Consider the following 20,947-nt stretch of genomic DNA (forward strand, 5'->3'; position numbering starts at 1 on the left):
GTTAAACGTAAAGAGTGAGGTTATTAGACAGATTGAGAAGATAAGGCTAACATCAAACTTTGGTGTTAGCCCAATTTTCTTCTTACGCTAACCTTAGCTCTCAACGAAGGGGGTCAAATTGTGCTAAGAGATTTATTCGTGAAAAAGAAAAAGTACGCTGCAATACCTTCAGAACAAGTACGAAAAGATGTGCCAGACGGCGTTATGACAAAATGTCCGAAATGTAAAAAAATCATGTATACGAAAGAGCTTCTAAAAAATTTAAAAGTATGTGTGAATTGTGGATATCATCACCCTATGAATGCATGGGAACGTCTTGATAGTATATTGGACGAAGGGTCATTCCGTGAGTATGACAAAGAAATGGTTTCATTAAATCCACTCGAGTTTCCAGGATATGAAGAGAAACTAGAGAGCGATCGTAAAAAGACTGAATTGAACGAAGCGGTTGTAACTGGTGAAGGAACAATTGATGACATGCTTGTTGTTGTTGCAGTAATGGATTCTCGTTTTCGAATGGGGAGCATGGGCTCTGTTGTAGGAGAAAAAATTGCCCGTGCGGTTGAAAAGGCGTACGACTTACAAGTTCCATTTATTATCTTTACTGCTTCGGGTGGTGCCCGTATGCAAGAAGGGATATTAAGTTTAATGCAAATGGCAAAAACAAGCGTAGCTTTGAAAAAGCATAGTAATGCAGGAGGATTATTTATTTCTGTTATGACTCACCCAACGACGGGCGGGGTTTCAGCGAGTTTCGCTTCACTTGGTGATTATAATCTTGCAGAACCAGGGGCGCTGATCGGATTTGCTGGTAGACGTGTAATTGAACAAACCGTGCGTGAGAAACTACCGGAAGATTTCCAAACGGCAGAATTCTTACTAGAACATGGTCAATTAGATGCGGTGGTACATCGTGATGATATGAGAGAATCGCTTCGTAAGATTTTAGAAGTTCATCAAGGAGGGGAAATGGCTGTATGGCAGAGCTAGAATTTGAGAAACCAGTTGTTGAGCTAAGAAATAAGATTCGTGAACTGAAAGACTATACGAAAAACAGCCAGATGGACTTCAGTGAGGAGATTCGTATTTTGGAAGACAAGCTAGAAAATTTAGAGGAAGATATATACGGCAATATGAAAGTATGGGACCGTGTTCAAATTGCTCGTCATGCAGAACGACCGACAACGCTCGATTATATTGAGCACTTATTTACTGATTTTTTTGAATGTCATGGAGATCGTCTATTTGGCGATGATGCAGCGATTGTCGGCGGCATTGCGAAGTATAAAGGGATGCCTGTAACTGTAATCGGGCATCAACGCGGAAAAGATACGAAAGAAAATATTCGCCGTAATTTTGGGATGCCTCACCCAGAAGGATATCGAAAAGCATTACGTTTAATGAAGCAGGCGGAAAAGTTCAATCGTCCAATTATTTGTTTTATTGATACAAAAGGAGCTTATCCTGGTAAAGCTGCTGAAGAACGTGGTCAAAGTGAAGCTATCGCCCGCAATTTATTTGAAATGGCAGGATTAACAGTGCCTGTTATTTGTATCGTTATCGGCGAAGGTGGTAGTGGTGGTGCACTAGGTCTTGGAGTAGGAGATTACATTCATATGCTAGAAAATTCCACTTATTCTGTTATTACGCCAGAGGGTGCAGCGGCAATTCTTTGGAAAGATGCAGGAAAAGCAAAGGAAGCTGCAGAGGCGATGAGAATTACAGCAGCAGATTTGAAAGAATTAGGTGTAATTGACGAAATTATTCCAGAGACAAAGGGTGGAGCACACCGTAATATTTTGAAACAATCAGAAAATATAGATTTAATGCTAGGGAAAACTTTTGAACAATTAAACGGAATTTCGAAAGATGAATTAATCGAAAAACGTTATGAAAAATATATGAAAATTGGGCAAGTTTCGTTTTCAAACGCTTCCATTTGGATAAAATAAGAAAAGCGTGCGTTCCACTTCGCGAATGCACGTTTTTATTATGAAAAGACACATCTTCTCCATTGTATTTTTATATTTTTTCGTGTTATTTTATTATAAGGCAAATAATCTTTATGAGGTGAGTACAAATGAAACGTATTGGTGTATTAACAAGTGGTGGAGATTCACCTGGTATGAATGCTGCCATTCGTGCAGTTGTTCGTAAAGCGATTTTCCATGATATTGAAGTATATGGTATTTACCATGGATACGCTGGATTAATTTCTGGTCACATTGAAAAATTAGAATTAGGTTCTGTTGGCGATATTATCCACCGCGGTGGTACGAAATTATATACAGCAAGATGTCCTGAGTTTAAAGACCCAGAAGTACGACTAAAAGGTATCGAGCAATTAAAGAAACACGGTATCGAAGGACTTGTTGTTATTGGTGGAGATGGTTCTTACCAAGGCGCTAAAAAATTAACTGAACAAGGATTTCCATGTGTTGGTGTACCAGGTACAATTGACAATGATATCCCTGGAACAGACTTCACAATTGGTTTCGATACAGCTTTAAACACTGTTATTGATGCAATTGATAAAATCCGTGACACAGCTACATCTCATGAACGTACATATGTTATCGAAGTAATGGGACGTCACGCTGGTGATATCGCATTATGGGCTGGTTTAGCTGATGGTGCGGAAACAATCTTAATTCCAGAAGAAGAGTATGACATGGAAGATGTTATCGCTCGTCTGAAGCGTGGTAGTGAACGTGGTAAAAAACACAGTATTATCGTTGTAGCTGAAGGTGTTGGAAGTGCAATTGACATCGGTAAGCACATTGAAGAAGCAACAAACTTTGATACTCGCGTAACTGTATTAGGTCACGTACAACGTGGTGGATCACCAAGTGCACAAGACCGTGTATTAGCAAGCCGTCTTGGCGCAAGAGCAGTTGAATTATTAATTGCTGGTAAAGGTGGACGTTGTGTAGGTATTCAAGATAACAAACTTGTTGATCATGACATTATCGAAGCGTTAGCTCAAAAGCATACAATCGATAAAGATATGTATCAATTATCTAAAGAATTATCCATCTAATCGGCTTAATGTCGGATATTTGGGAACGGTTTCATAATTTTCGGAGGTGCAATATGCGTAAAACTAAAATTGTATGTACTATAGGTCCTGCTAGTGAAAGTATTGAAAAATTAGAGCAATTAATCGAAGCAGGTATGAACGTTGCTCGTTTAAACTTCTCTCATGGTAGCCATGAAGAGCACGGCGCTCGTATTAAAAACATTCGTGAAGCTTCAAAGAAAACTGGTAAAACAGTTGGTATCTTACTTGATACAAAAGGTCCAGAAATCCGTACTCACGACTTCGTAGACGGACAAGCTGAGCTTGTAACAGGTGCAGAAGTAGTTCTTTCTACTGAGCAAGTATTAGGTACTGCAGAGAAGTTCTCTGTATCTTATGCTGGTCTTTATGACGATGTAGACCCAGGTTCTCGCATTCTAATCGATGACGGTCTTATCGAACTAGAAGTAATCGAAAAAGCTGACGGAAACATCCGTACAAAAGTTCTTAACAGCGGAACTGTAAAAAATAAAAAAGGTGTTAACGTACCAAACGTAAGCATTAAGCTTCCTGGTATCACTGAAAAAGACGTAAAAGATATCATCTTCGGTATCGAGCAAAAAGTTGATTTCATCGCAGCTTCATTCGTACGTAAAGCAGCTGACGTATTAGAAATCCGTGAATTATTAGAAGAGCATAACGCTCAGTATATCCAAATCGTACCAAAAATCGAAAACCAAGAGGGTATCGACAACATCGATTCAATCTTAGAAGTTTCTGACGGTTTAATGGTAGCTCGTGGTGACATGGGTGTAGAAATTCCACCAGAAGAAGTACCATTAGTACAAAAACGTCTAATCAAAAAATGTAACGTGTTAGGTAAACCAGTTATTACTGCAACACAAATGTTAGATTCTATGCAACGTAACCCACGTCCAACTCGTGCGGAAGCAAGTGACGTAGCTAACGCAATCTTCGATGGTACAGACGCAATCATGCTTTCAGGTGAAACAGCTGCTGGACAATACCCAGTAGAAGCAGTAACAATGATGGCTAACATTGCAGTACGTGTTGAAAAATCATTACAATATGAAGATATGTTCAAAAAACGTATTAAAGAGTTCACTCCAACAATTACAGATGCAATTAGCCAATCTGTTGCGCATACAGCACTTGCTCTTGATGTAGCTGCAATCGTAGCTCCAACAGAAAGTGGATATACTGCGAAAATGATCTCTAAATACCGTCCAAAATCTCCAATCGTAGCTGTAACATCTGACGAGCAAGTAGGACGTCGTCTTGCACTTGTTTGGGGTGTGCAAGCATTTATGGCTGAGAAGCGCGCAGCTTCTACTGACGAAATGTTAGATACAGCGATTCAAACAGGTATGGATGCAGGTCTAATCGGACTTGGAGACACTGTAGTAATCACTGCTGGTGTTCCGGTTGCTGAAACTGGTACAACAAACTTAATGAAAATCCACGTTGTTGGTGAAGAAGTTGCTAAAGGACAAGGAATTGGTCGTAAAGCTGCAAAAGGTAAAGTAGTTGTAGCGAAAACAGCTGCTGAAGCTGTAGCGAATGTAAACGAAGGTGATATCCTTGTTACAACAAGCACTGATAAAGATATGATCCCTGCAATCGAAAAAGCTGCTGCTCTAGTTGTAGAAGAAGGCGGTCTAACAAGCCATGCGGCTGTTGTAGGTGTATCAATCGGTATTCCTGTTATCGTTGGTGTAAACGGCGTAACAGCAACTTTAAAAAATGGCCAAGAAGTAACAGTTGATGCAGCACGCGGAATTGTTTATAATGGACATGCGGAAGTGCTATAAGTAATACGGAGAGAAGGATCGGAGTCCTTCTCTTTTTTTTACACAAAAATGAGGTGAAACTAGCTTAAAACGTCTGAAATTGCTTTTAAAAGCTGTTTATTATGAAGTTTGATGGGAAAGTACATTTGGCTATTATATGGTGTCTATGGACGTTGTGAGGGTGTTTAAAGTGATGATATATGAAAGGAGTGTAGAACGATGAAGTGGTTACTATTCTTGTTTATTTTAATACCAGCGATTGAGATTACAGTCTTAATTGGGTCGAGTCATGTAATAGGTTTGTGGTCTACGTTCGCTATGATCGTATTTACAGGTGTTGTAGGTGTATATTTGGCGAAAAGACAAGGGTTTAAAGTACTTGGAGAGATTCAATCTAAGTTGAATAGAGGAGAAATGCCAGGAGCAGCGGTCTTAGATGGTATTTTTATCTTTGTAGGAGGTATTCTTTTAGTGCTTCCTGGATATGTAACGGATATAATAGGTTTCATCTTTGTTGTCCCTATGACAAGGGCTTTATTGAAGCCGTTTGTTATGAAGTGGATGGAATGGAAGTTTAGAAAAAACGCAACTATTATTGTGCAGAAATAGTGCTTAGATTATAGCGATCTAAGCACTATTTTTTTGTCTGTAAAAGGATGAGAGGGTGGTTAAAGTTCAGTTAACGAAAGATGTGTTTTAACATGCGGCGAATGTGACGGTTAATAATCGACGGGGGATGAAGAAAACCCCCACTGATTAAAGTTTCACTTTATTGTATTTGTTGTGTATTTTTTCGATTGGATATGTGATTTGGGGAGTTATGAGCTCTTAATCAGTGTGTTTAAAGCGGGGATCTGAACTTAAGATTGTTTTTGTATGTAAAAGAATGAATTGGAACGAAAAAAGTTAAATAAGAGCAGGGAAATGGTCAGTTTAAGTCTCATTCTGCGCTATTTTGTATAATTATTCATTTACATAAAAAGTAATAAATGTAAGTAATAATTATAAAATTAATAGAATAAATATGTAAAAACACCGCGGAATATGCGTTTTTTATGCAAAAAAACAAGAGAATTATCTTTTTTGATTGCAATTCTCTTGTTTTATGTAATGAGTATGAAAAATAAGTGCAAGGAATAATCAGTGGGAATTTCCCACTGATTACATGTAAGTTTTTTGTTGTGTATGAATTAGAAACTATTATTTTGAAGGTGAGCCTTTAATATATTTCCACAAATCATGGAATACACGAGCTTTGTGCAATGTATTAAGTAGTACTAAGGTGACTGGACCGATGATTAATCCTAAGAAGCCGAAGAGCTTAAAGCCGACAAATAGAGCAATCAGTGTTGCTAATGGATCAAGGCCGATATTAGATGAAAGTACCTTTGGCTCCATAATTTGTCTTTGGACAATCACGACGATGTATAAAATGAGAAGACCGATGGCGAAAGCAGTGTCGCCAGTGAAAAATACGTATATAACCCAAGGAACGAAGACAGCTCCTGTTCCTAAATATGGGAGTAAATCTACAACTCCTGTAATAATCGCGATAGTAATGGCGTATGGTACGCGTAATATTAAAAGTCCGATTAATACAATAACAGTTGTCATAGATACGAGTGTAAGTTGTGCTTTAACAAAACCGAATAAAGCTTTTCTTAAATCCACAAAAATAGTTTTTCCATAGCCATGAACACGGTTGGGCAAAAACTTTCTTACTTTCTGAGCAAGACGATGCCAATCGTAACTAATGAAGAAAGTGGCTAATAAAACGAAAACAAGTACAGTTAAAGTAGTTGGTAGTGCACTAATAAAATTTGTTAACCCGCTTATAATAGCGGTTAAAAGTTCTTTCATTTGCGTCGTTGCTTCAGTTCCTAAGTTTTGAATGTTTTGTGTAATCGTATAGCGCTGTGGTTCCCCAAGATGATTAAATTTAGAAATTAAATCATCATAGAGAGGCATAATATGATTAAGTGCAAACTGCTGAGCGAATGCAACGATATCCGGAAATTTTACTGTAACAAGTTGTAGTAAGTATGTTGTAGCAGATATTGCTTCTGTTACAAGGTATGTAACGAGTCCGACGATAGCTCCAAATACGAGAATTAAGCTAACGAGTACTGCGAGTGCGCGAGGAAATTGTAGTTTTTGATTAAGGAAATTGACGACAGGATTAATCAAATAAGCAAATGCGAAAGCGATAATAAAAGGATAGATAAGTCCTGACATATATAGTAATGCATAGAACCCGGCTACCGTAGCTACAATGACAAATATGAGTCGCAATATCATATATAGTAAGTTTCGATTCAAAGATGTATACCTCCCATTCCAATTTGGATTATCCTAATTCGTTCAACTTATAACGAGTGTGCCCCACTGATTAAAGTTTCACTTTATGTTATAGTGGAATGATGGATTTTTCCTGCTTTTTCAGTATGTGAGTGACTGTGAAAGCTTGGTGTTGATGCTTCTACTATATGGTAAAAACTTCATTTTCTCTTCTTTTTATTTTACCTGTTTCTAATTAGAAAAGAAAGGAGAGACGCCCGTTTTTTAAAATGTATACATGCTTACATTTGGATGGTGAAAGTCTCAGTTTTTCATTTTAAAATGCATAAAAAATGAAGTGATTCATGTTGGATAGGCATCGATATAGCATGTATAACGATAGGTTTAAAGGTATTTTTGTTTGGAAATGAGTTCATTATTTTCAGAAAGGAAGTGCAAACATGATTAGTCAGTCAACGTTATTTTTATTCATACTACTTATTATAGGACTTATTGCGAAAAACCAATCGCTTACTGTAGCTATTGGTGTGTTATTTCTATTGAAATTTACGTTTCTAGGAGATAAAGTCTTCCCTTATCTACAAACGAAAGGGATTAACCTAGGTGTTACGGTTATTACAATAGCAGTACTCGTACCGATTGCAACGGGGGAAATAGGTTTTAAACAACTTGGGGAAGCGGCGAAATCGTATTATGCATGGATTGCTTTAGCTTCAGGGGTAGCAGTTGCTCTGTTAGCGAAAGGTGGCGTACAATTATTAACGACAGATCCTCATATTACAACTGCACTCGTTTTCGGGACAATTATAGCAGTTGCTTTATTTAATGGGGTCGCTGTAGGTCCATTAATTGGGGCTGGAATTGCCTATGCAGTTATGAGTATTATACAGATGTTTAAATAAAAAATTTTATAGTAATATAAAATTTTTGAATTCTTTCTGTTCACAAAAGTCAGATAATTGTTTATAATAGGATTAGAAACTTTGAAAAGTTACATAACAGCAGAGACTTTACACCAGATAAAATAAAAACAACATAAAACAATTTTATAATGATATTGCTTTATGTTGTTTTTATCATAAAACTCTTCGGAATTCATTTTCCTCACTAACTTGTTGTTTTGAGCGTGAGGATTCGGGGAGACATTCACGCTCATGCTTTCCATGTAAACAATGGACAATAAGAGGGGAACATCGCAACAAATTTGCATGATCGTGCATTTTGCTTGCCTAAAGAGTGAACGGGCGTTCATAATTCAAAAGGGGAGCAAATAGATATAAGGAGCAAGGTTGGGAGAATTTTCAGGAAAAGGAGAGAATGTCATGACTGTTATTCGAGGTTTAGAAGGGGTAGTAGCAACAACATCATCTGTGAGCTCTATTATTGATGATACATTAACTTATGTTGGGTATAATATTGATGATTTAGCTGAGAATGCTACATTTGAAGAAGTAGTGTACTTATTATGGCATCGCAAGCTTCCTAACGAGCAAGAACTAGCGGAATTTAAGGAGATTGTATCGGAATACTATAAAGTTCCAGGTGAGATTTTAGCATATTTGAAACAAGTAGATTTAAAAATCGCACATCCGATGTCTGTTTTACGAACTGCAATTTCCATGCTATCATTATACGATGAGAGCGCTGAAATTATGGATGAAAAGTCCAATTATTTGAAAGCGGTTAAATTACAGGCTCAAGTGGGAACTTTAGTTGCTGCTTACGCAAGAATCCGTAAAGGCTTAGATGTTGTTGAGCCTAGAAATGATTTATCATTAGCTGCAAACTTCTTGTACATGTTAAATGATCGCGAGCCAAATGAAGTTGAAATTGAAGCTTTTGATAAGGCGCTTGTACTTCACGCAGATCATGAGTTAAACGCTTCTACATTTACTGCACGTGTTTGTGTAGCTACACTTTCAGATGTATATTCTGGTATTACAGCAGCAATCGGTGCGTTAAAAGGTCCTCTTCACGGCGGGGCAAATGAAAATGTAATGAAGATGTTAACTGAAATTGGCGAAGAAGAAAATGTAGAATCATATATTCATAATGCTCTTCAAAATAAAGTGAAAATTATGGGCTTTGGCCACCGTGTATATGAGCATGGTGATCCACGTGCAAAACATTTACGCGAAATGTCTAAGAGATTATGCGTGCTTTTAGGAGAAGAGAAATGGTATAATATGTCTATCAAAATTGAAGACATTGTAACAAAAGAAAAAGGTCTTCCACCAAATGTTGATTTCTATTCAGCTTCTGTATACCATTGTTTAGGAATTGACCATGACTTATTTACACCTATTTTTGCAATTAGCCGTATGTCAGGCTGGTTAGCTCATATTCTAGAACAATATGAAAATAACCGTTTAATCCGTCCGCGTGCTGATTATAATGGACCAACACATCAAGTGTATGTTCCGATTGCACAACGATAAGCGAATAACACTATTTTGATAGTGAAAATACGCTTTCAAAAGTCTGATTTTTTCGGAAAGATGTAATGATTAGAATATTTTAATTTGACTAACGGTTTGAACTGAGGGGTTATTCCCTCAGTTTCATACATATGAAATTTCAAACATGGGGGTTATCACATTGACGACAGGTGAAAAAATTACTGTAACTAATGGTGTTATGAATGTACCAAACAATCCGATTATTCCATTTATTGAAGGAGATGGAATTGGTCCTGATATTTGGGTAGCTGCATCTCGTGTACTAGAAGCAGCAGTTGAAAAAGCTTATGATGGTGAGAAGAAAATCGTTTGGAAAGAAGTGCTTGCAGGGGAAAAAGCATTCAACCAAACAGGCGAGTGGTTACCAGAAGAAACTTTAAATTTAATTCGTGAATATTTAATCGCGATTAAAGGTCCACTTACAACTCCAGTTGGCGGTGGTATTCGTTCTCTAAACGTAGCACTTCGTCAAGAATTAGATTTATATGTATGTCTACGTCCAGTTCGTTATTTTGAAGGTGTTCCTTCACCTGTAAAACGTCCGGAAGATACTGATATGGTTATTTTCCGTGAAAATACAGAAGACATTTATGCTGGAATTGAATATGCGCAAGGATCTCCAGAAGCAGAAAAAGTTCTTACTTTCTTAAAAGAAGCAATGGGTGTGAATAAAATCCGCTTCCCAGAAACATCTGGTATTGGTATTAAACCAATCTCAGAAGAAGGGACAAAGCGTCTTGTTCGTGCTGCAATTCAATATGCAATTAACGAAAAACGCTCTTCTGTTACATTAGTTCATAAAGGAAACATTATGAAATTTACAGAAGGTGCTTTCAAAAACTGGGGTTACGAAGTGGCGGAACAAGAATTCGGCGACAAAGTATTTACTTGGGCTGAATATGATCGTATCGTTGAGAAAGATGGAAAAGATGCAGCGAATAAAGCGATGGCAGACGCTGAAGTGGCTGGAAAAATCATCGTAAAAGATTCTATTGCAGACATCTTCTTACAACAAATTTTAACTCGTCCACGTGAGTTCGATGTTGTTGCAACAATGAACTTAAACGGAGACTACATCTCTGATGCACTTGCTGCACAAGTAGGTGGAATTGGTATTGCACCTGGTGCAAACATTAACTATGTGACTGGACATGCTATCTTTGAAGCTACGCACGGTACAGCTCCAAAATATGCAGGTTTAGATAAAGTAAACCCATCTTCAGTTCTTCTTTCTGGTGTATTATTATTAGAGCACTTAGGATGGAACGAAGCTGCGAAATTAGTAACTGCTTCAGTTGAGAAAACAATTGCTTCAAAAGTAGTGACTTATGATTTCGCACGCTTAATGGAAGGTGCAACAGAAGTGAAATGTTCTGAGTTCGCTAATGAACTTATTAAAAACATGGATGTAGCGATAATCAAAAACGCATAATTAAAGCGGGGGGTAAATTATGACAATCAAACGCAAGAAAGTTTCAGTCATCGGTGCAGGATTTACAGGAGCAACAACAGCATTCTTATTAGCACAAAAAGAACTTGCAGATGTTGTATTAGTGGACATTCCACAACTGGAAAATCCAACAAAAGGGAAAGCGTTAGATATGTTAGAAGCGAGCCCAGTACAAGGTTTTGATGCTAACATTATTGGAACATCTGATTACGCAGATACTGCTGATTCTGACGTTGTTGTGATTACAGCAGGTATTGCGCGTAAGCCTGGTATGAGCCGTGATGACTTAGTAGCAACAAACTCTAAAATTATGAAAAGTATTACGCGCGACATTGCAAAACATTCACCAAATGCGATTATTGTTGTATTAACAAATCCAGTTGATGCAATGACATATTCTGTATTTAAAGAAGCGGGATTCCCGAAAGAACGTGTTATCGGTCAATCGGGCGTATTAGATACAGCTCGTTTCCGTACATTCATCGCACAAGAATTAAATCTTTCTGTGAAAGATATTACAGGATTTGTTCTTGGTGGACACGGCGACGATATGGTACCTCTTGTACGTTATTCTTATGCAGGTGGCATTCCGTTAGAAACGTTAATTCCGAAAGAGCGTTTAGAAGCAATCGTAGAACGTACCCGTAAAGGTGGCGGCGAAATTGTAGGCTTATTAGGAAACGGTAGTGCATATTACGCACCAGCTGCTTCTTTAGTTGAAATGACAGAAGCAATCTTAAAAGATCAACGCCGTGTATTACCGGCTATTGCATACCTTGAAGGTGAATATGGTTATAGCGACCTTTACTTAGGGGTACCAGTAATTCTAGGTGGTAACGGAATTGAAAAAATTATTGAATTAGAACTTCTTGCAGATGAAAAAGAAGCGTTAGATCGCTCTGTAGAATCTGTACGTAATGTTATGAAAGTTCTTGTTTAATAATGAAATAGAAGTAGAAAAAGATTCGGGGCCCCGAATCTTTTTCTACTATTTATACAAATGTTTTTTTGAAATAATATGAAAACGCTATCATTTGTAATATCCTATAATGAAACTGTAGATTTATACTATATATTGCCCTCATCATAGTAAATTTCGGATCAGGTATCGCTTTTAGTAGGATAATAAGGTGGAAAAATCGGAGGGGGTTGTAACATGTTAAAGAAAAAAGTTCAAATTGGTCGTAAAATGGATGAAATTACAGTAGGAGAGAAATTATCTATCACTGAAAAAATTGAGGATAAAGATTTGTTATTGTACTTAGGGTTAACGAATGATGCCAATCCATTATATATTCAGCATGATTACGCATCCCAAACTCCGTATGAAAAGCCGATTGTACCAAGCATTATGCTAACTGGAATGATTACAACGGCAGTTACGAAATATTTACCAGGTCCAGGTAGTCATATTACGAGAAAGGACCTTACGTTCGTGAAGCATGTTCACCATTATGAAACGTTACAAATCCACTTTGAAGTAGTGGCTGTTTCTGAGGAGGAACATACAATTGATATGCTTGTATCTGCTCATGATGAAAAAGGAGAAACGGTTGTAAAGGGTTCTTTAACAGTAACGCCGCCTTTTAAATCGGTTTCTATTATGGAAAAAGCATTAGATAATTTTTAAAAACTAAAAATATAGCGCTAGCATACCTTTCTATAAGGAGGCTAGCGCTATTTTTAGTTGAAGAATCCTTGTGTGAATCCTTCGGCGAAATCTGAACAACCTGTTTTAATTGTATCCCAGCTTGGGGCGTTGAATGTAAGAATACACGTTACTATTAAAGATAGAATAGGTAGTACTAGTCGCATAATAGACCTCCACATTGTTTATATCTATATATTTAAATTTATAATATATAAATTGTTAATGTAAGTCAATGAAAGGAGTGATTTTTAAGGTGAGATGGAAAAGAGAAGACGTTATCTTTGAAACGATGAGAGAGGCTGAAGTGTGGGCGGATTCAATTGTGAATGAAATGCATGGAAGAGTATTTGATGGGTATGAAACGCTAGATTATAAAATAGCGTATGCTCTTTCTTTTTTTTAGCCCAGGAGAGGGAGTTTACGGTTTGTACGGAAAAACATTTTGAAAAAGGTAGATTCATCTATCGAGTTTGGAGAGCGGAGAGGGGATGAAGTTTTAATTGCTTTTATTTTCGAAGTGTTAGTACAAATGAGCTCCATGTATAGACAATTATATTGAGAGGGACCTTGTTTTCTAGTATGATGAGAATAACGGGGAAAATACTAGGATGAAGAAGGTTTCAAGTCTATAACTTGGAGGAAAAGAATGAACAATCGTATTTTAGTAGTTGATGATGAGGAGTTTATCTTAACTTTAATCGAATTTAATTTACAACAAGCTGGTTTTGAAGTGATAACAGCGATGGATGGAGAAATGGCGCTTCAAAAAGCGACAACAGAACGTCCAGATTTAATTATATTAGATTTAATGCTTCCAAAAATGGATGGTATGGAAGTATGTAAAGAATTACGATTGCAGCGCGTTATGACGCCGATTTTAATGTTAACAGCAAAAGATGATGAATTTGATAAGGTGCTAGGTCTTGAACTTGGGGCTGATGATTATATGACGAAGCCATTTAGTCCAAGGGAAGTTGTCGCGCGTGTGAAGGCAATTTTACGCCGTACGAAATTACAACAAGAAGAGCAAGTTACAGAATCATCAGATGAAGAGAGCATTACAATTGCTGAACTTAAAATTTTACCAGAGTTTTATGAGGCTTATTTCCAAGGAAGAAAGCTTGAATTAACACCAAAAGAATTTGAACTACTTGTTTATCTTGCGAAAAATAAGAGCCGCGTGTTGACGCGTGATCAATTATTAAGTGCTGTATGGAATTATGATTTCGCTGGTGATACACGAATTGTTGACGTTCATATTAGCCATTTACGCGATAAAATTGAACAAAATACGAAAAAACCGACGTACATTAAAACGATACGTGGTTTAGGATATAAATTAGAGGAGCCAAAAGGGGATGAATAAATTTCGTTCCAGGCTTCTTTTTACATTTGTTTCTCTTATTGTTTTTATTTTAGTCGGACTCGGTTTATTACTGGAGACCGTGTTTGAAAACTATTATATAGATCATGCGAAAGAGAGAATGGTAAAAGAGACAGAGTATGTTGCGGTATTAGCAGAAGAACAAGGTTTTGATGATGTTTTAAAAAATCCATATGTATTTGAGAAGTTAGAAGAAAAAATACAGGCTTCTATTGCATTTGTAGATGAAAAAAAGAAGGTTCAATATAGCGGGGGAGAATCGTCTGCTTTTAGTCAAGGGATAATCAAAGATCTTTCCTCTGAAACAACGAAACAAAGAAATAAAGTCATTACGAAAGAAACAGATCAAAATAATGAATTTTACCATGCGGTGTTCGTGCAAGATGTAGCAGGGAAACAAGGATACATTTTGGTGAAGAGCACAATTGAGCCTTTGAAAGACGTTCATCAAAAAACGTGGGGATTATTAATTATCGGATTTGTTATCGCGTGTCTCGTCGTCGTATTTTTAGGTATGAAAATTACAGGGCAATATATTAGGCCGATTGAATCCGTTACGAAAGTTGCCATCGAATTAGCGAAGGGGAATTATAAAGCACGCGCTTATGAAAGTCATTCGGATGAAACGGGAATGTTAAGTAAAGCGATTAATATTTTAGCTCGTAATTTACAAGAGATGACACTTGAGCAAGAAATGCAACAAGATCGTCTGCATACGTTAATTGAAAATATGGGAAGTGGAATGATTTTAATTGATAGCCGCGGTTATATCAACCTTGTAAACCGTTCGTATAAGGAAACTTTTCACGTCACAGATGAAGAATATTTAGATCGTTTATATTATGAGTCGTTTCATCATCCGGAAATTATAGAGCTTGTGGAAGAAATCTTTATGACAGAAGTGAAAGTGCGCAAACAAATGTTATTGCCACTTGGAATTGAGCGAAAGCATTTCGAGGTATATGGAGCACCGATTATCGGGACGAACCATGAATGGAAAGGGATTGTCCTTGTATTCCATGACATTACTGAGCTGAAAAAGTTAGAACAAATGAGAAAAGACTTTTTAGCGAATGTTTCTCATGAACTAAAAACGCCGATTACTTCTATTAAAGGTTTTTCAGAAACACTTTTAGACGGTGCTATGGATAATAAAAAATTCTGCGAGCATTTCTTGCATATTATTTTAAAAGAAAGTGAACGTATGCAAGGATTAATTGAAGATTTATTAGATTTATCAAAGATTGAGCAACAAGGATTTAAATTGAGTATGGGGACCGTTGATATGAAGGGGCTTCTTGAAGACATTCATATGGTGCTTGATAATAAAGCGGGAGAAAAAGAAATCTCTTTACAAGTAAATACACTAAAACGTGTCTCTGTCATTGGAGATCCAAGTCGTTTGCAGCAGATCTTTATTAATTTAATGAATAACGCAATCGTATATACACCGGCTGGAGGCGTTGTTTCTGTAGAATTAGCAGAAGATAAATATAATGCTTATATAAAAGTATCAGATACTGGAATTGGTATTAGTAAAGATGAAATTCCACGTATTTTTGAACGCTTTTACCGAGTGGATAAAGCGAGAAGTAGAAATACTGGTGGTACAGGCCTTGGGTTATCGATTGTAAAGCATTTAGTTGAGGCGCATCACGGTACGATTACAGTGGATAGTGAAGTTGGGGAAGGGACAACATTTACAGTTGTTTTACCAAAATCAGCAACTGAAAAATAGGATGAAGGATGTTTACAATATATTAACAATGGCTTAATTAAATATTAATAAAGCTCTGTTAATATAATACATGAAAACCCCTTCATCCAAGGAGTAATTTTGGACGAGAATAGTTAAGCTGTTCTCGTCACTTCCCTTTATGCCAATATTAGTCTGTTTTATATATGAAAGAAAATAACCGTTATTTTTCTTCTCTCTATTAGTCATGTTAATATAGAGAGAGGAAAGAAACGGTTTTTTTCTGTGAAAAAAATCATTTCAAATTTGTATGGGGAGGTTTCTGATTTGGAAAAAAAGGTCGTATTAGTAGATGGTAATAATATCGCGTATCGTGCTTTCTTTGCACTACCGCTTTTAAATAACGACAAGGGTATACATACGAACGCAATTTACGGTTTTACAATGATGTTAATGAGAATATTAGAGGAAGAAAAACCGACGCACATGTTAGTAGCATTTGATGCGGGTAAAACGACATTCCGTCATAAAACATATAGTGAGTATAAAGGAGGACGTCAAAAGACTCCACCTGAGTTATCAGAGCAATTCCCGTTTATTCGTGAGATGCTCGATGCATTCAACGTACCGCGTTATGAATTAGAAAATTATGAAGCGGATGACATTATGGGAACGCTAGCGAAAGAAGCGAGTGAACAAGGAGCTAGTGTAAAAGTTATTTCAGGAGATAAAGATTTACTTCAACTTGTTTCTGATAACACGCTTGTATGCATTCCTAGAAAAGGGATTACGGAAGTAGATGAATATACGAAAGAAGCTTTATTTGAGAAATACAGCTTATCACCAAAGCAAATTATCGATATGAAAGGTTTAATGGGAGACCAATCAGATAATATTCCAGGTGTACCAGGAGTTGGTGAAAAAACTGCGATTAAATTGTTAACACAGTTTGGAACGGTTGAAGAAGTGTATGAAAATATAGATCAAGTAAGCGGGAAGAAATTAAAAGAAAAGCTGGAAGCAAATAAAGACCAAGCTCTTATGAGTAAAGATCTTGCAACGATTATTACAGATGCGCCGATTACAGTGCATGTGGATGATATGGAGTATAAAGGGTATGAAGCAAGTGATGTCATTCCAATGTTCGAGAATTTAGGATTCACATCTCTTTTAAATAAATTAGGCGTTACTCCAGAAGAAACGGCTCCAGCTGAATTAGATGATATTACATTTGATATCGTGGAAGAAGTTACAGAAGAAATGCTTCAACAAGATAGTGCGCTTATCGTTGAAGTACAAGAAGATAATTATCATAAAGCAGACATTCAAGGTTTCGGTATTCAAAATGAAAATGGATGTTACTTTATTCAGACAGACATTGCTCTTAAGTCAGATGCTTTTAAAGAGTGGCTTGCAGATGGAGAAATGAGAAAGTATACATTTGATGCGAAGCGTGCGATCGTTGCACTGAAATGGAACGGTATAGATATGCAAGGGATTGACTTTGATCTATTAATCGCTGCTTACTTACTTGATCCAGCTGATACAGATAAAGATTTCCGTACTGTAGCGAAAATGAAAGAAACGCATGCTGTGAAATCCGATGAAGAAGTTTACGGAAAAGGCGCGAAGCGTGCTGTTCCAGAGCTAGAGATAGTAGCGGAGCATGTAGCTCGTAAAGTGCATGTATTATATGATGTGAAGCAAACATTCGTTGAAGAGTTAGAAAAGAATGAGCAATATGAACTGTTTACAGAGTTAGAATTACCACTTGCACGTGTATTAGCTGATATGGAAGTAAAAGGTGTAAAAGTTGATACAGAACGTCTTCGTAATATGGGAGTAGAACTTGCAGGTAGATTAAAGGAAATGGAACAGGAAATTTATAAGCTGGCGGGAACAGAATTTAATATTAATTCACCGAAGCAGCTTGGCGTTATTCTGTTTGAGAATTTAAACTTACCGGTTATTAAGAAGACGAAAACAGGTTATTCTACGTCAGCTGATGTACTAGACAAGCTGATGGATCACCATGAAATTATTCCAAACATTTTACATTACCGTCAATTAGGGAAACTAAATTCAACTTATATTGAAGGTTTATTAAAAGTTGTACATGAAGATTCATCTAAAATTCATACTCGTTTCAATCAAGTATTAACGCAAACGGGCCGATTAAGTTCAACGGATCCAAACTTGCAAAATATCCCGATTCGACTAGAAGAAGGAAGAAAGATTCGTCAGGCATTCGTTCCATCAGAAGAAGGGTGGATTATGTACGCGGCAGATTATTCGCAAATTGAACTTCGTGTATTAGCTCATATTGCAAATGATAAAGGGCTAGTTGAAGCGTTCCAACATGACATGGATATTCATACGAAAACAGCTATGGATGTATTTGGCGTTGAAAAAGATGAAGTAACTTCAAATATGAGACGACAAGCGAAAGCTGTTAACTTCGGAATTGTGTATGGTATTAGTGATTATGGTCTTTCACAAAACTTAGGAATTACAAGAAAAGCAGCAGCGGAATTTATTGAAAAGTATTTAGAAAGTTTCCCTGGTGTACAAGAATACATGGATGACATCGTAAAAGATGCGAAACAAAAAGGATATGTGGCTACATTATTAAATCGCCGCCGTTACATTCCGGAAATTACGAGTCGTAATTTCAACTTGCGTAGCTTTGCTGAGCGTACAGCTATGAATACACCAATTCAAGGTACTGCAGCAGATATTATTAAAAAAGCGATGATTATTATGGCAGATCGTTTAGAAGAAGAAGGATTACAAGCGCGTCTTCTATTGCAAGTACACGATGAATTAATATTTGAAGCGCCAAAAGAAGAAATTGAAAAATTAGAGAAGCTTGTACCAGAAGTAATGGAGCATGCAATTGAACTCGCAGTTCCGCTGAAAGTTGATTATTCTTACGGCCCAACTTGGTACGACGCAAAATAAGGAAGTGATGAAATGCCTGAATTACCAGAGGTTGAAAACGTCAGACGGACACTTGAAAATCTTGTAACAGGAAAAACAATTGAAGATGTCATTGTTACCTATCCCAAAATAGTAAAACGTCCAGATGATGCAGAAATCTTTAAAGAAATGCTAAAAGGCGAGACGATTGAAAATATAAAGCGAAGAGGAAAGTTTTTGCTTTTATATGTAACGAATTATGTCATTGTTTCACATTTGCGTATGGAAGGTAAGTTTTTACTGCATCAAGAGGATGAGCCAATTGATAAGCATACGCACGTCCGTTTCTTATTTACAGATGGAACTGAATTACATTATAAAGATGTGAGAAAGTTCGGTACGATGCATCTCTTTAAAAAAGGTGAGGAAATGAATCAAATGCCTCTTGCTGACTTAGGTCCGGAGCCATTTGATGCTGAATTGACACCACAGTATTTACAAGAGAGATTGCAAAAGACAAATCGTAAAATAAAAGTTGTATTATTAGACCAGCGCCTTTTAGTAGGACTTGGAAATATATATGTAGATGAAGTTTTATTCCGTTCTCAAATTCATCCAGAACGAGAAGCGTCGTCTTTAACAGTAGAAGAAATTGAGCGAATTTATGAGGCGACTGTTACAACGTTAGGCGAAGCAGTGAAGCGTGGCGGAAGTACAATCCGAACGTATATCAACTCACAAGGGCAAATTGGCTCATTCCAAGAACTTCTAAATGTATATGGAAAAAAAGGAGAACCGTGTGTGACTTGCGGTACGATATTAGAAAAAACAGTTGTTGGCGGAAGAGGAACGCATTACTGCCCGATTTGTCAGCCAAGAATATAGAAAAGAGATAACATCGGATAGGCATTTGTCATATACATACAGCAGAGCTATGTATAAGGGAGGAGCTTACCGATGTACCTTTATTTATCTCTTATTTTATTAGCTTTTACATTAAGCTTGGATAGCTGTAGTGTAGGGCTAACATATGGTTTAAGAAGCGTAAGAATTCCACTAAGATCAATTATAATTATCGGAATGTGTTCAGCGGCTGTTATGCTTGTTTCAATGGGAATTGGACATATGATCGCGAAAGTATTTTCACCTGTTATCGCAACGCGTATCGGTGGGCTTGTTCTTATTGGAATAGGAATTTGGGTATTATACCAATTTTTTCGAAGTGAGAAAAAAGAAGAACCGAAGCAAGAGGAGAAGGTCTGGAAGTTAGAGATTGCCTCGCTTGGGTTAGTCATTCAAATTTTACGGAAACCGACTGTAGCAGATTTCGATAAATCAGGCACCATTTCTGCAGGAGAAGCATTGCTTCTTGGTATCGCTCTTTCTGTAGATTCATTCGGTGCTGGAATTGGTGCATCTTTATTAGGGTATACACCCGCTATGATGGCGATATTAGTTGCAGTGATGAGTTCTTTGTTTTTATTTATTGGAATGAAACTTGGAACGGTTTTATCAAATATGAAATGGTTGCAAAAATTTACATTCCTGCCTGGAGTATTACTCATTATTATTGGAATTTGGAAAATGTAAGTACGGGCGTGGAACATTAGTTTCGCGCCTTTTATTATGAGGAGGATTATTATGACAGTAGTAATTGGATTAACGGGAGGTATTGCAAGCGGAAAAAGTACAGTATCTCAAATGTTTCGCGAGCTCAGTATACCAGTTATTGATGCAGATATTATTGCACGAGAAGTTGTAGAACGAGGAAAGCCAGCATATAACAAAATTGTAGAAGTGTTTGGAACGGAAGTATTACAAGAAGATGGGGAACTGGATCGGCCGAAATTAGGAAGTGTCGTTTTTTATAATGAAGAGAAACGATTGCAGTTAAACAAAATTGTTCATCCTGCAGTGCGTGAGGAAATGAATAGGCAAAAGGAAATGTACATAAAAGAAGGTGCGCAAGCGGTTGTGTTAGATATTCCTCTCTTATTTGAAAGTAAATTAACAAGTCTCGTTGACCGCGTTTTAGTTGTAGCAGTTAAGCCACGTACGCAATTAGAACGTTTAATGAAGCGAAACAATTTTTCAGAAGAAGAAGCAACAGCTCGTATTCAATCTCAAATGCCGTTAGAAGAAAAAGTAAAACGTGCAGATGAAGTGATAAATAATGATGGCACAATTATGGGAACGAAAACACAATTACAGGTGATTTTAAAGAATTGGAACATTATTGATTAAAAAATTGTGAAATTAA

The 20,947-nt window shown here is 37.0% G+C and carries 18 protein-coding genes and 1 pseudogene; 17 read left to right on the forward strand and 2 right to left on the reverse strand.

Going from position 1 to position 20,947, the window contains the following annotated elements; genetic code table 11:
* The first annotated feature begins 120 nt into the window (after window positions 1-120).
* The 5 genes from accD (at window position 121) to ACTFRS_RS12510 (ending at window position 5,439) form a co-directional block, all read left to right on the forward strand.
* Complete coding sequence (accD, locus tag ACTFRS_RS12490; RefSeq protein ID WP_000942865.1) at window positions 121-990, forward strand: acetyl-CoA carboxylase, carboxyltransferase subunit beta; 870 nt, start codon at window positions 121-123, stop codon at window positions 988-990.
* Complete coding sequence (accA, locus tag ACTFRS_RS12495) at window positions 978-1,952, forward strand: acetyl-CoA carboxylase carboxyl transferase subunit alpha (RefSeq protein ID WP_000818797.1); 975 nt, start codon at window positions 978-980, stop codon at window positions 1,950-1,952. Before accD ends, accA begins: the two co-directional genes overlap by 13 nt.
* A 128-nt stretch (window positions 1,953-2,080) precedes the next feature.
* Window positions 2,081-3,040, forward strand: coding sequence for a 6-phosphofructokinase (gene pfkA / locus ACTFRS_RS12500; protein WP_000821163.1), 960 nt, complete (start codon window positions 2,081-2,083; stop codon window positions 3,038-3,040).
* 53 nt (window positions 3,041-3,093) lie between these two features.
* Complete coding sequence (pyk, locus tag ACTFRS_RS12505) at window positions 3,094-4,851, forward strand: pyruvate kinase (RefSeq protein WP_001232664.1); 1,758 nt, start codon at window positions 3,094-3,096, stop codon at window positions 4,849-4,851.
* Between the two features lie 198 nt (window positions 4,852-5,049).
* Window positions 5,050-5,439, forward strand: a complete 390-nt coding sequence (locus ACTFRS_RS12510; protein ID WP_440024897.1) for an FxsA family protein — start codon at window positions 5,050-5,052, stop codon at window positions 5,437-5,439.
* Between the two features lie 591 nt (window positions 5,440-6,030).
* Here ACTFRS_RS12510 and ytvI read toward each other — a convergent pair.
* On the reverse strand, window positions 6,031-7,149 hold the full coding sequence (gene ytvI, locus ACTFRS_RS12515; protein WP_001081377.1) for a sporulation integral membrane protein YtvI: 1,119 nt from the start codon (window positions 7,147-7,149) through the stop codon (window positions 6,031-6,033).
* 419 nt (window positions 7,150-7,568) lie between these two features.
* On the opposite strand from ytvI, the gene ACTFRS_RS12520 reads away from it, so the two are divergent.
* The 5 genes from ACTFRS_RS12520 to ACTFRS_RS12540 all read left to right on the forward strand — a co-directional run bounded on the left by ACTFRS_RS12520 (window position 7,569) and on the right by ACTFRS_RS12540 (window position 12,667).
* On the forward strand, window positions 7,569-8,030 hold the full coding sequence (locus tag ACTFRS_RS12520; RefSeq protein WP_000625507.1) for a DUF441 domain-containing protein: 462 nt from the start codon (window positions 7,569-7,571) through the stop codon (window positions 8,028-8,030).
* A 387-nt stretch (window positions 8,031-8,417) separates the two neighbouring features.
* Complete coding sequence (gene citZ / locus ACTFRS_RS12525) at window positions 8,418-9,566, forward strand: citrate synthase (RefSeq protein ID WP_000503657.1); 1,149 nt, start codon at window positions 8,418-8,420, stop codon at window positions 9,564-9,566.
* Between the two features lie 160 nt (window positions 9,567-9,726).
* Complete coding sequence (icd, locus tag ACTFRS_RS12530) at window positions 9,727-11,019, forward strand: NADP-dependent isocitrate dehydrogenase (RefSeq protein WP_440024895.1); 1,293 nt, start codon at window positions 9,727-9,729, stop codon at window positions 11,017-11,019.
* 19 nt (window positions 11,020-11,038) lie between these two features.
* Complete coding sequence (mdh, locus tag ACTFRS_RS12535; RefSeq protein WP_000153232.1) at window positions 11,039-11,977, forward strand: malate dehydrogenase; 939 nt, start codon at window positions 11,039-11,041, stop codon at window positions 11,975-11,977.
* A 216-nt stretch (window positions 11,978-12,193) separates the two neighbouring features.
* Complete coding sequence (locus ACTFRS_RS12540) at window positions 12,194-12,667, forward strand: MaoC family dehydratase (RefSeq protein WP_000914180.1); 474 nt, start codon at window positions 12,194-12,196, stop codon at window positions 12,665-12,667.
* 53 nt (window positions 12,668-12,720) lie between these two features.
* Here the strand turns inward: ACTFRS_RS12540 and ACTFRS_RS12545 are convergent, their stop codons facing one another.
* Complete coding sequence (locus tag ACTFRS_RS12545) at window positions 12,721-12,852, reverse strand: hypothetical protein (RefSeq protein WP_001241581.1); 132 nt, start codon at window positions 12,850-12,852, stop codon at window positions 12,721-12,723.
* 89 nt (window positions 12,853-12,941) lie between these two features.
* Between ACTFRS_RS12545 and ACTFRS_RS12550 the strand changes: the two are divergent.
* From ACTFRS_RS12550 to coaE, 7 genes and pseudogenes are all read left to right on the forward strand, one after another.
* Window positions 12,942-13,180: pseudogene (locus tag ACTFRS_RS12550) on the forward strand (hypothetical protein).
* 154 nt (window positions 13,181-13,334) lie between these two features.
* On the forward strand, window positions 13,335-14,054 hold the full coding sequence (phoP, locus tag ACTFRS_RS12555) for a two-component system response regulator PhoP (protein ID WP_001065225.1): 720 nt from the start codon (window positions 13,335-13,337) through the stop codon (window positions 14,052-14,054).
* Window positions 14,047-15,810, forward strand: a complete 1,764-nt coding sequence (gene phoR / locus ACTFRS_RS12560; RefSeq protein WP_062821910.1) for a sensory box histidine kinase PhoR — start codon at window positions 14,047-14,049, stop codon at window positions 15,808-15,810. Before phoP ends, phoR begins: the two co-directional genes overlap by 8 nt.
* A gap of 285 nt (window positions 15,811-16,095) precedes the next feature.
* Window positions 16,096-18,729, forward strand: a complete 2,634-nt coding sequence (gene polA / locus ACTFRS_RS12565) for a DNA polymerase I (RefSeq protein WP_139866457.1) — start codon at window positions 16,096-16,098, stop codon at window positions 18,727-18,729.
* Window positions 18,730-18,741: 12 nt separating this feature from the next.
* Entirely contained in the window at window positions 18,742-19,572 is an 831-nt protein-coding gene (gene mutM, locus ACTFRS_RS12570; protein ID WP_001114483.1) for a DNA-formamidopyrimidine glycosylase, read from the forward strand.
* Between the two features lie 72 nt (window positions 19,573-19,644).
* Window positions 19,645-20,277 carry a sporulation membrane protein YtaF gene (ytaF, locus tag ACTFRS_RS12575; protein WP_139866458.1) on the forward strand — a complete coding sequence of 211 codons (633 nt, stop codon included), beginning with the start codon at window positions 19,645-19,647 and terminating at the stop codon, window positions 20,275-20,277.
* A gap of 51 nt (window positions 20,278-20,328) precedes the next feature.
* Complete coding sequence (gene coaE / locus ACTFRS_RS12580; protein ID WP_073529853.1) at window positions 20,329-20,931, forward strand: dephospho-CoA kinase; 603 nt, start codon at window positions 20,329-20,331, stop codon at window positions 20,929-20,931.
* Window positions 20,932-20,947 lie beyond the last annotated feature (16 nt).

The sequence above is a fragment of the Bacillus cereus group sp. MYBK139-1 genome (genome assembly GCF_051916915.1).
In the GTDB taxonomy this organism is placed as follows: Bacteria; Bacillota; Bacilli; order Bacillales; family Bacillaceae_G; genus Bacillus_A; species Bacillus_A pacificus.

Excerpts from the sequence above, each read along its gene's own strand:
- accA (WP_000818797.1), top strand. The coding sequence starts at position 978 with ATGGCAGAGCTAGAATTTGAGAAACCAGTTGTTGAGCTAAGAAATAAG.
- pfkA (WP_000821163.1), top strand. The coding sequence starts at position 2,081 with ATGAAACGTATTGGTGTATTAACAAGTGGTGGAGATTCACCTGGTATG.
- pyk (WP_001232664.1), top strand. The coding sequence starts at position 3,094 with ATGCGTAAAACTAAAATTGTATGTACTATAGGTCCTGCTAGTGAAAGT.
- ACTFRS_RS12510 (WP_440024897.1), top strand. The coding sequence starts at position 5,050 with ATGAAGTGGTTACTATTCTTGTTTATTTTAATACCAGCGATTGAGATT.
- ACTFRS_RS12520 (WP_000625507.1), top strand. The coding sequence starts at position 7,569 with ATGATTAGTCAGTCAACGTTATTTTTATTCATACTACTTATTATAGGA.
- mdh (WP_000153232.1), top strand. The coding sequence starts at position 11,039 with ATGACAATCAAACGCAAGAAAGTTTCAGTCATCGGTGCAGGATTTACA.
- ACTFRS_RS12540 (WP_000914180.1), top strand. The coding sequence starts at position 12,194 with ATGTTAAAGAAAAAAGTTCAAATTGGTCGTAAAATGGATGAAATTACA.
- ACTFRS_RS12545 (WP_001241581.1), bottom strand. The coding sequence starts at position 12,852 with ATGCGACTAGTACTACCTATTCTATCTTTAATAGTAACGTGTATTCTT.
- phoP (WP_001065225.1), top strand. The coding sequence starts at position 13,335 with ATGAACAATCGTATTTTAGTAGTTGATGATGAGGAGTTTATCTTAACT.
- phoR (WP_062821910.1), top strand. The coding sequence starts at position 14,047 with ATGAATAAATTTCGTTCCAGGCTTCTTTTTACATTTGTTTCTCTTATT.
- mutM (WP_001114483.1), top strand. The coding sequence starts at position 18,742 with ATGCCTGAATTACCAGAGGTTGAAAACGTCAGACGGACACTTGAAAAT.
- ytaF (WP_139866458.1), top strand. The coding sequence starts at position 19,645 with ATGTACCTTTATTTATCTCTTATTTTATTAGCTTTTACATTAAGCTTG.
- coaE (WP_073529853.1), top strand. The coding sequence starts at position 20,329 with ATGACAGTAGTAATTGGATTAACGGGAGGTATTGCAAGCGGAAAAAGT.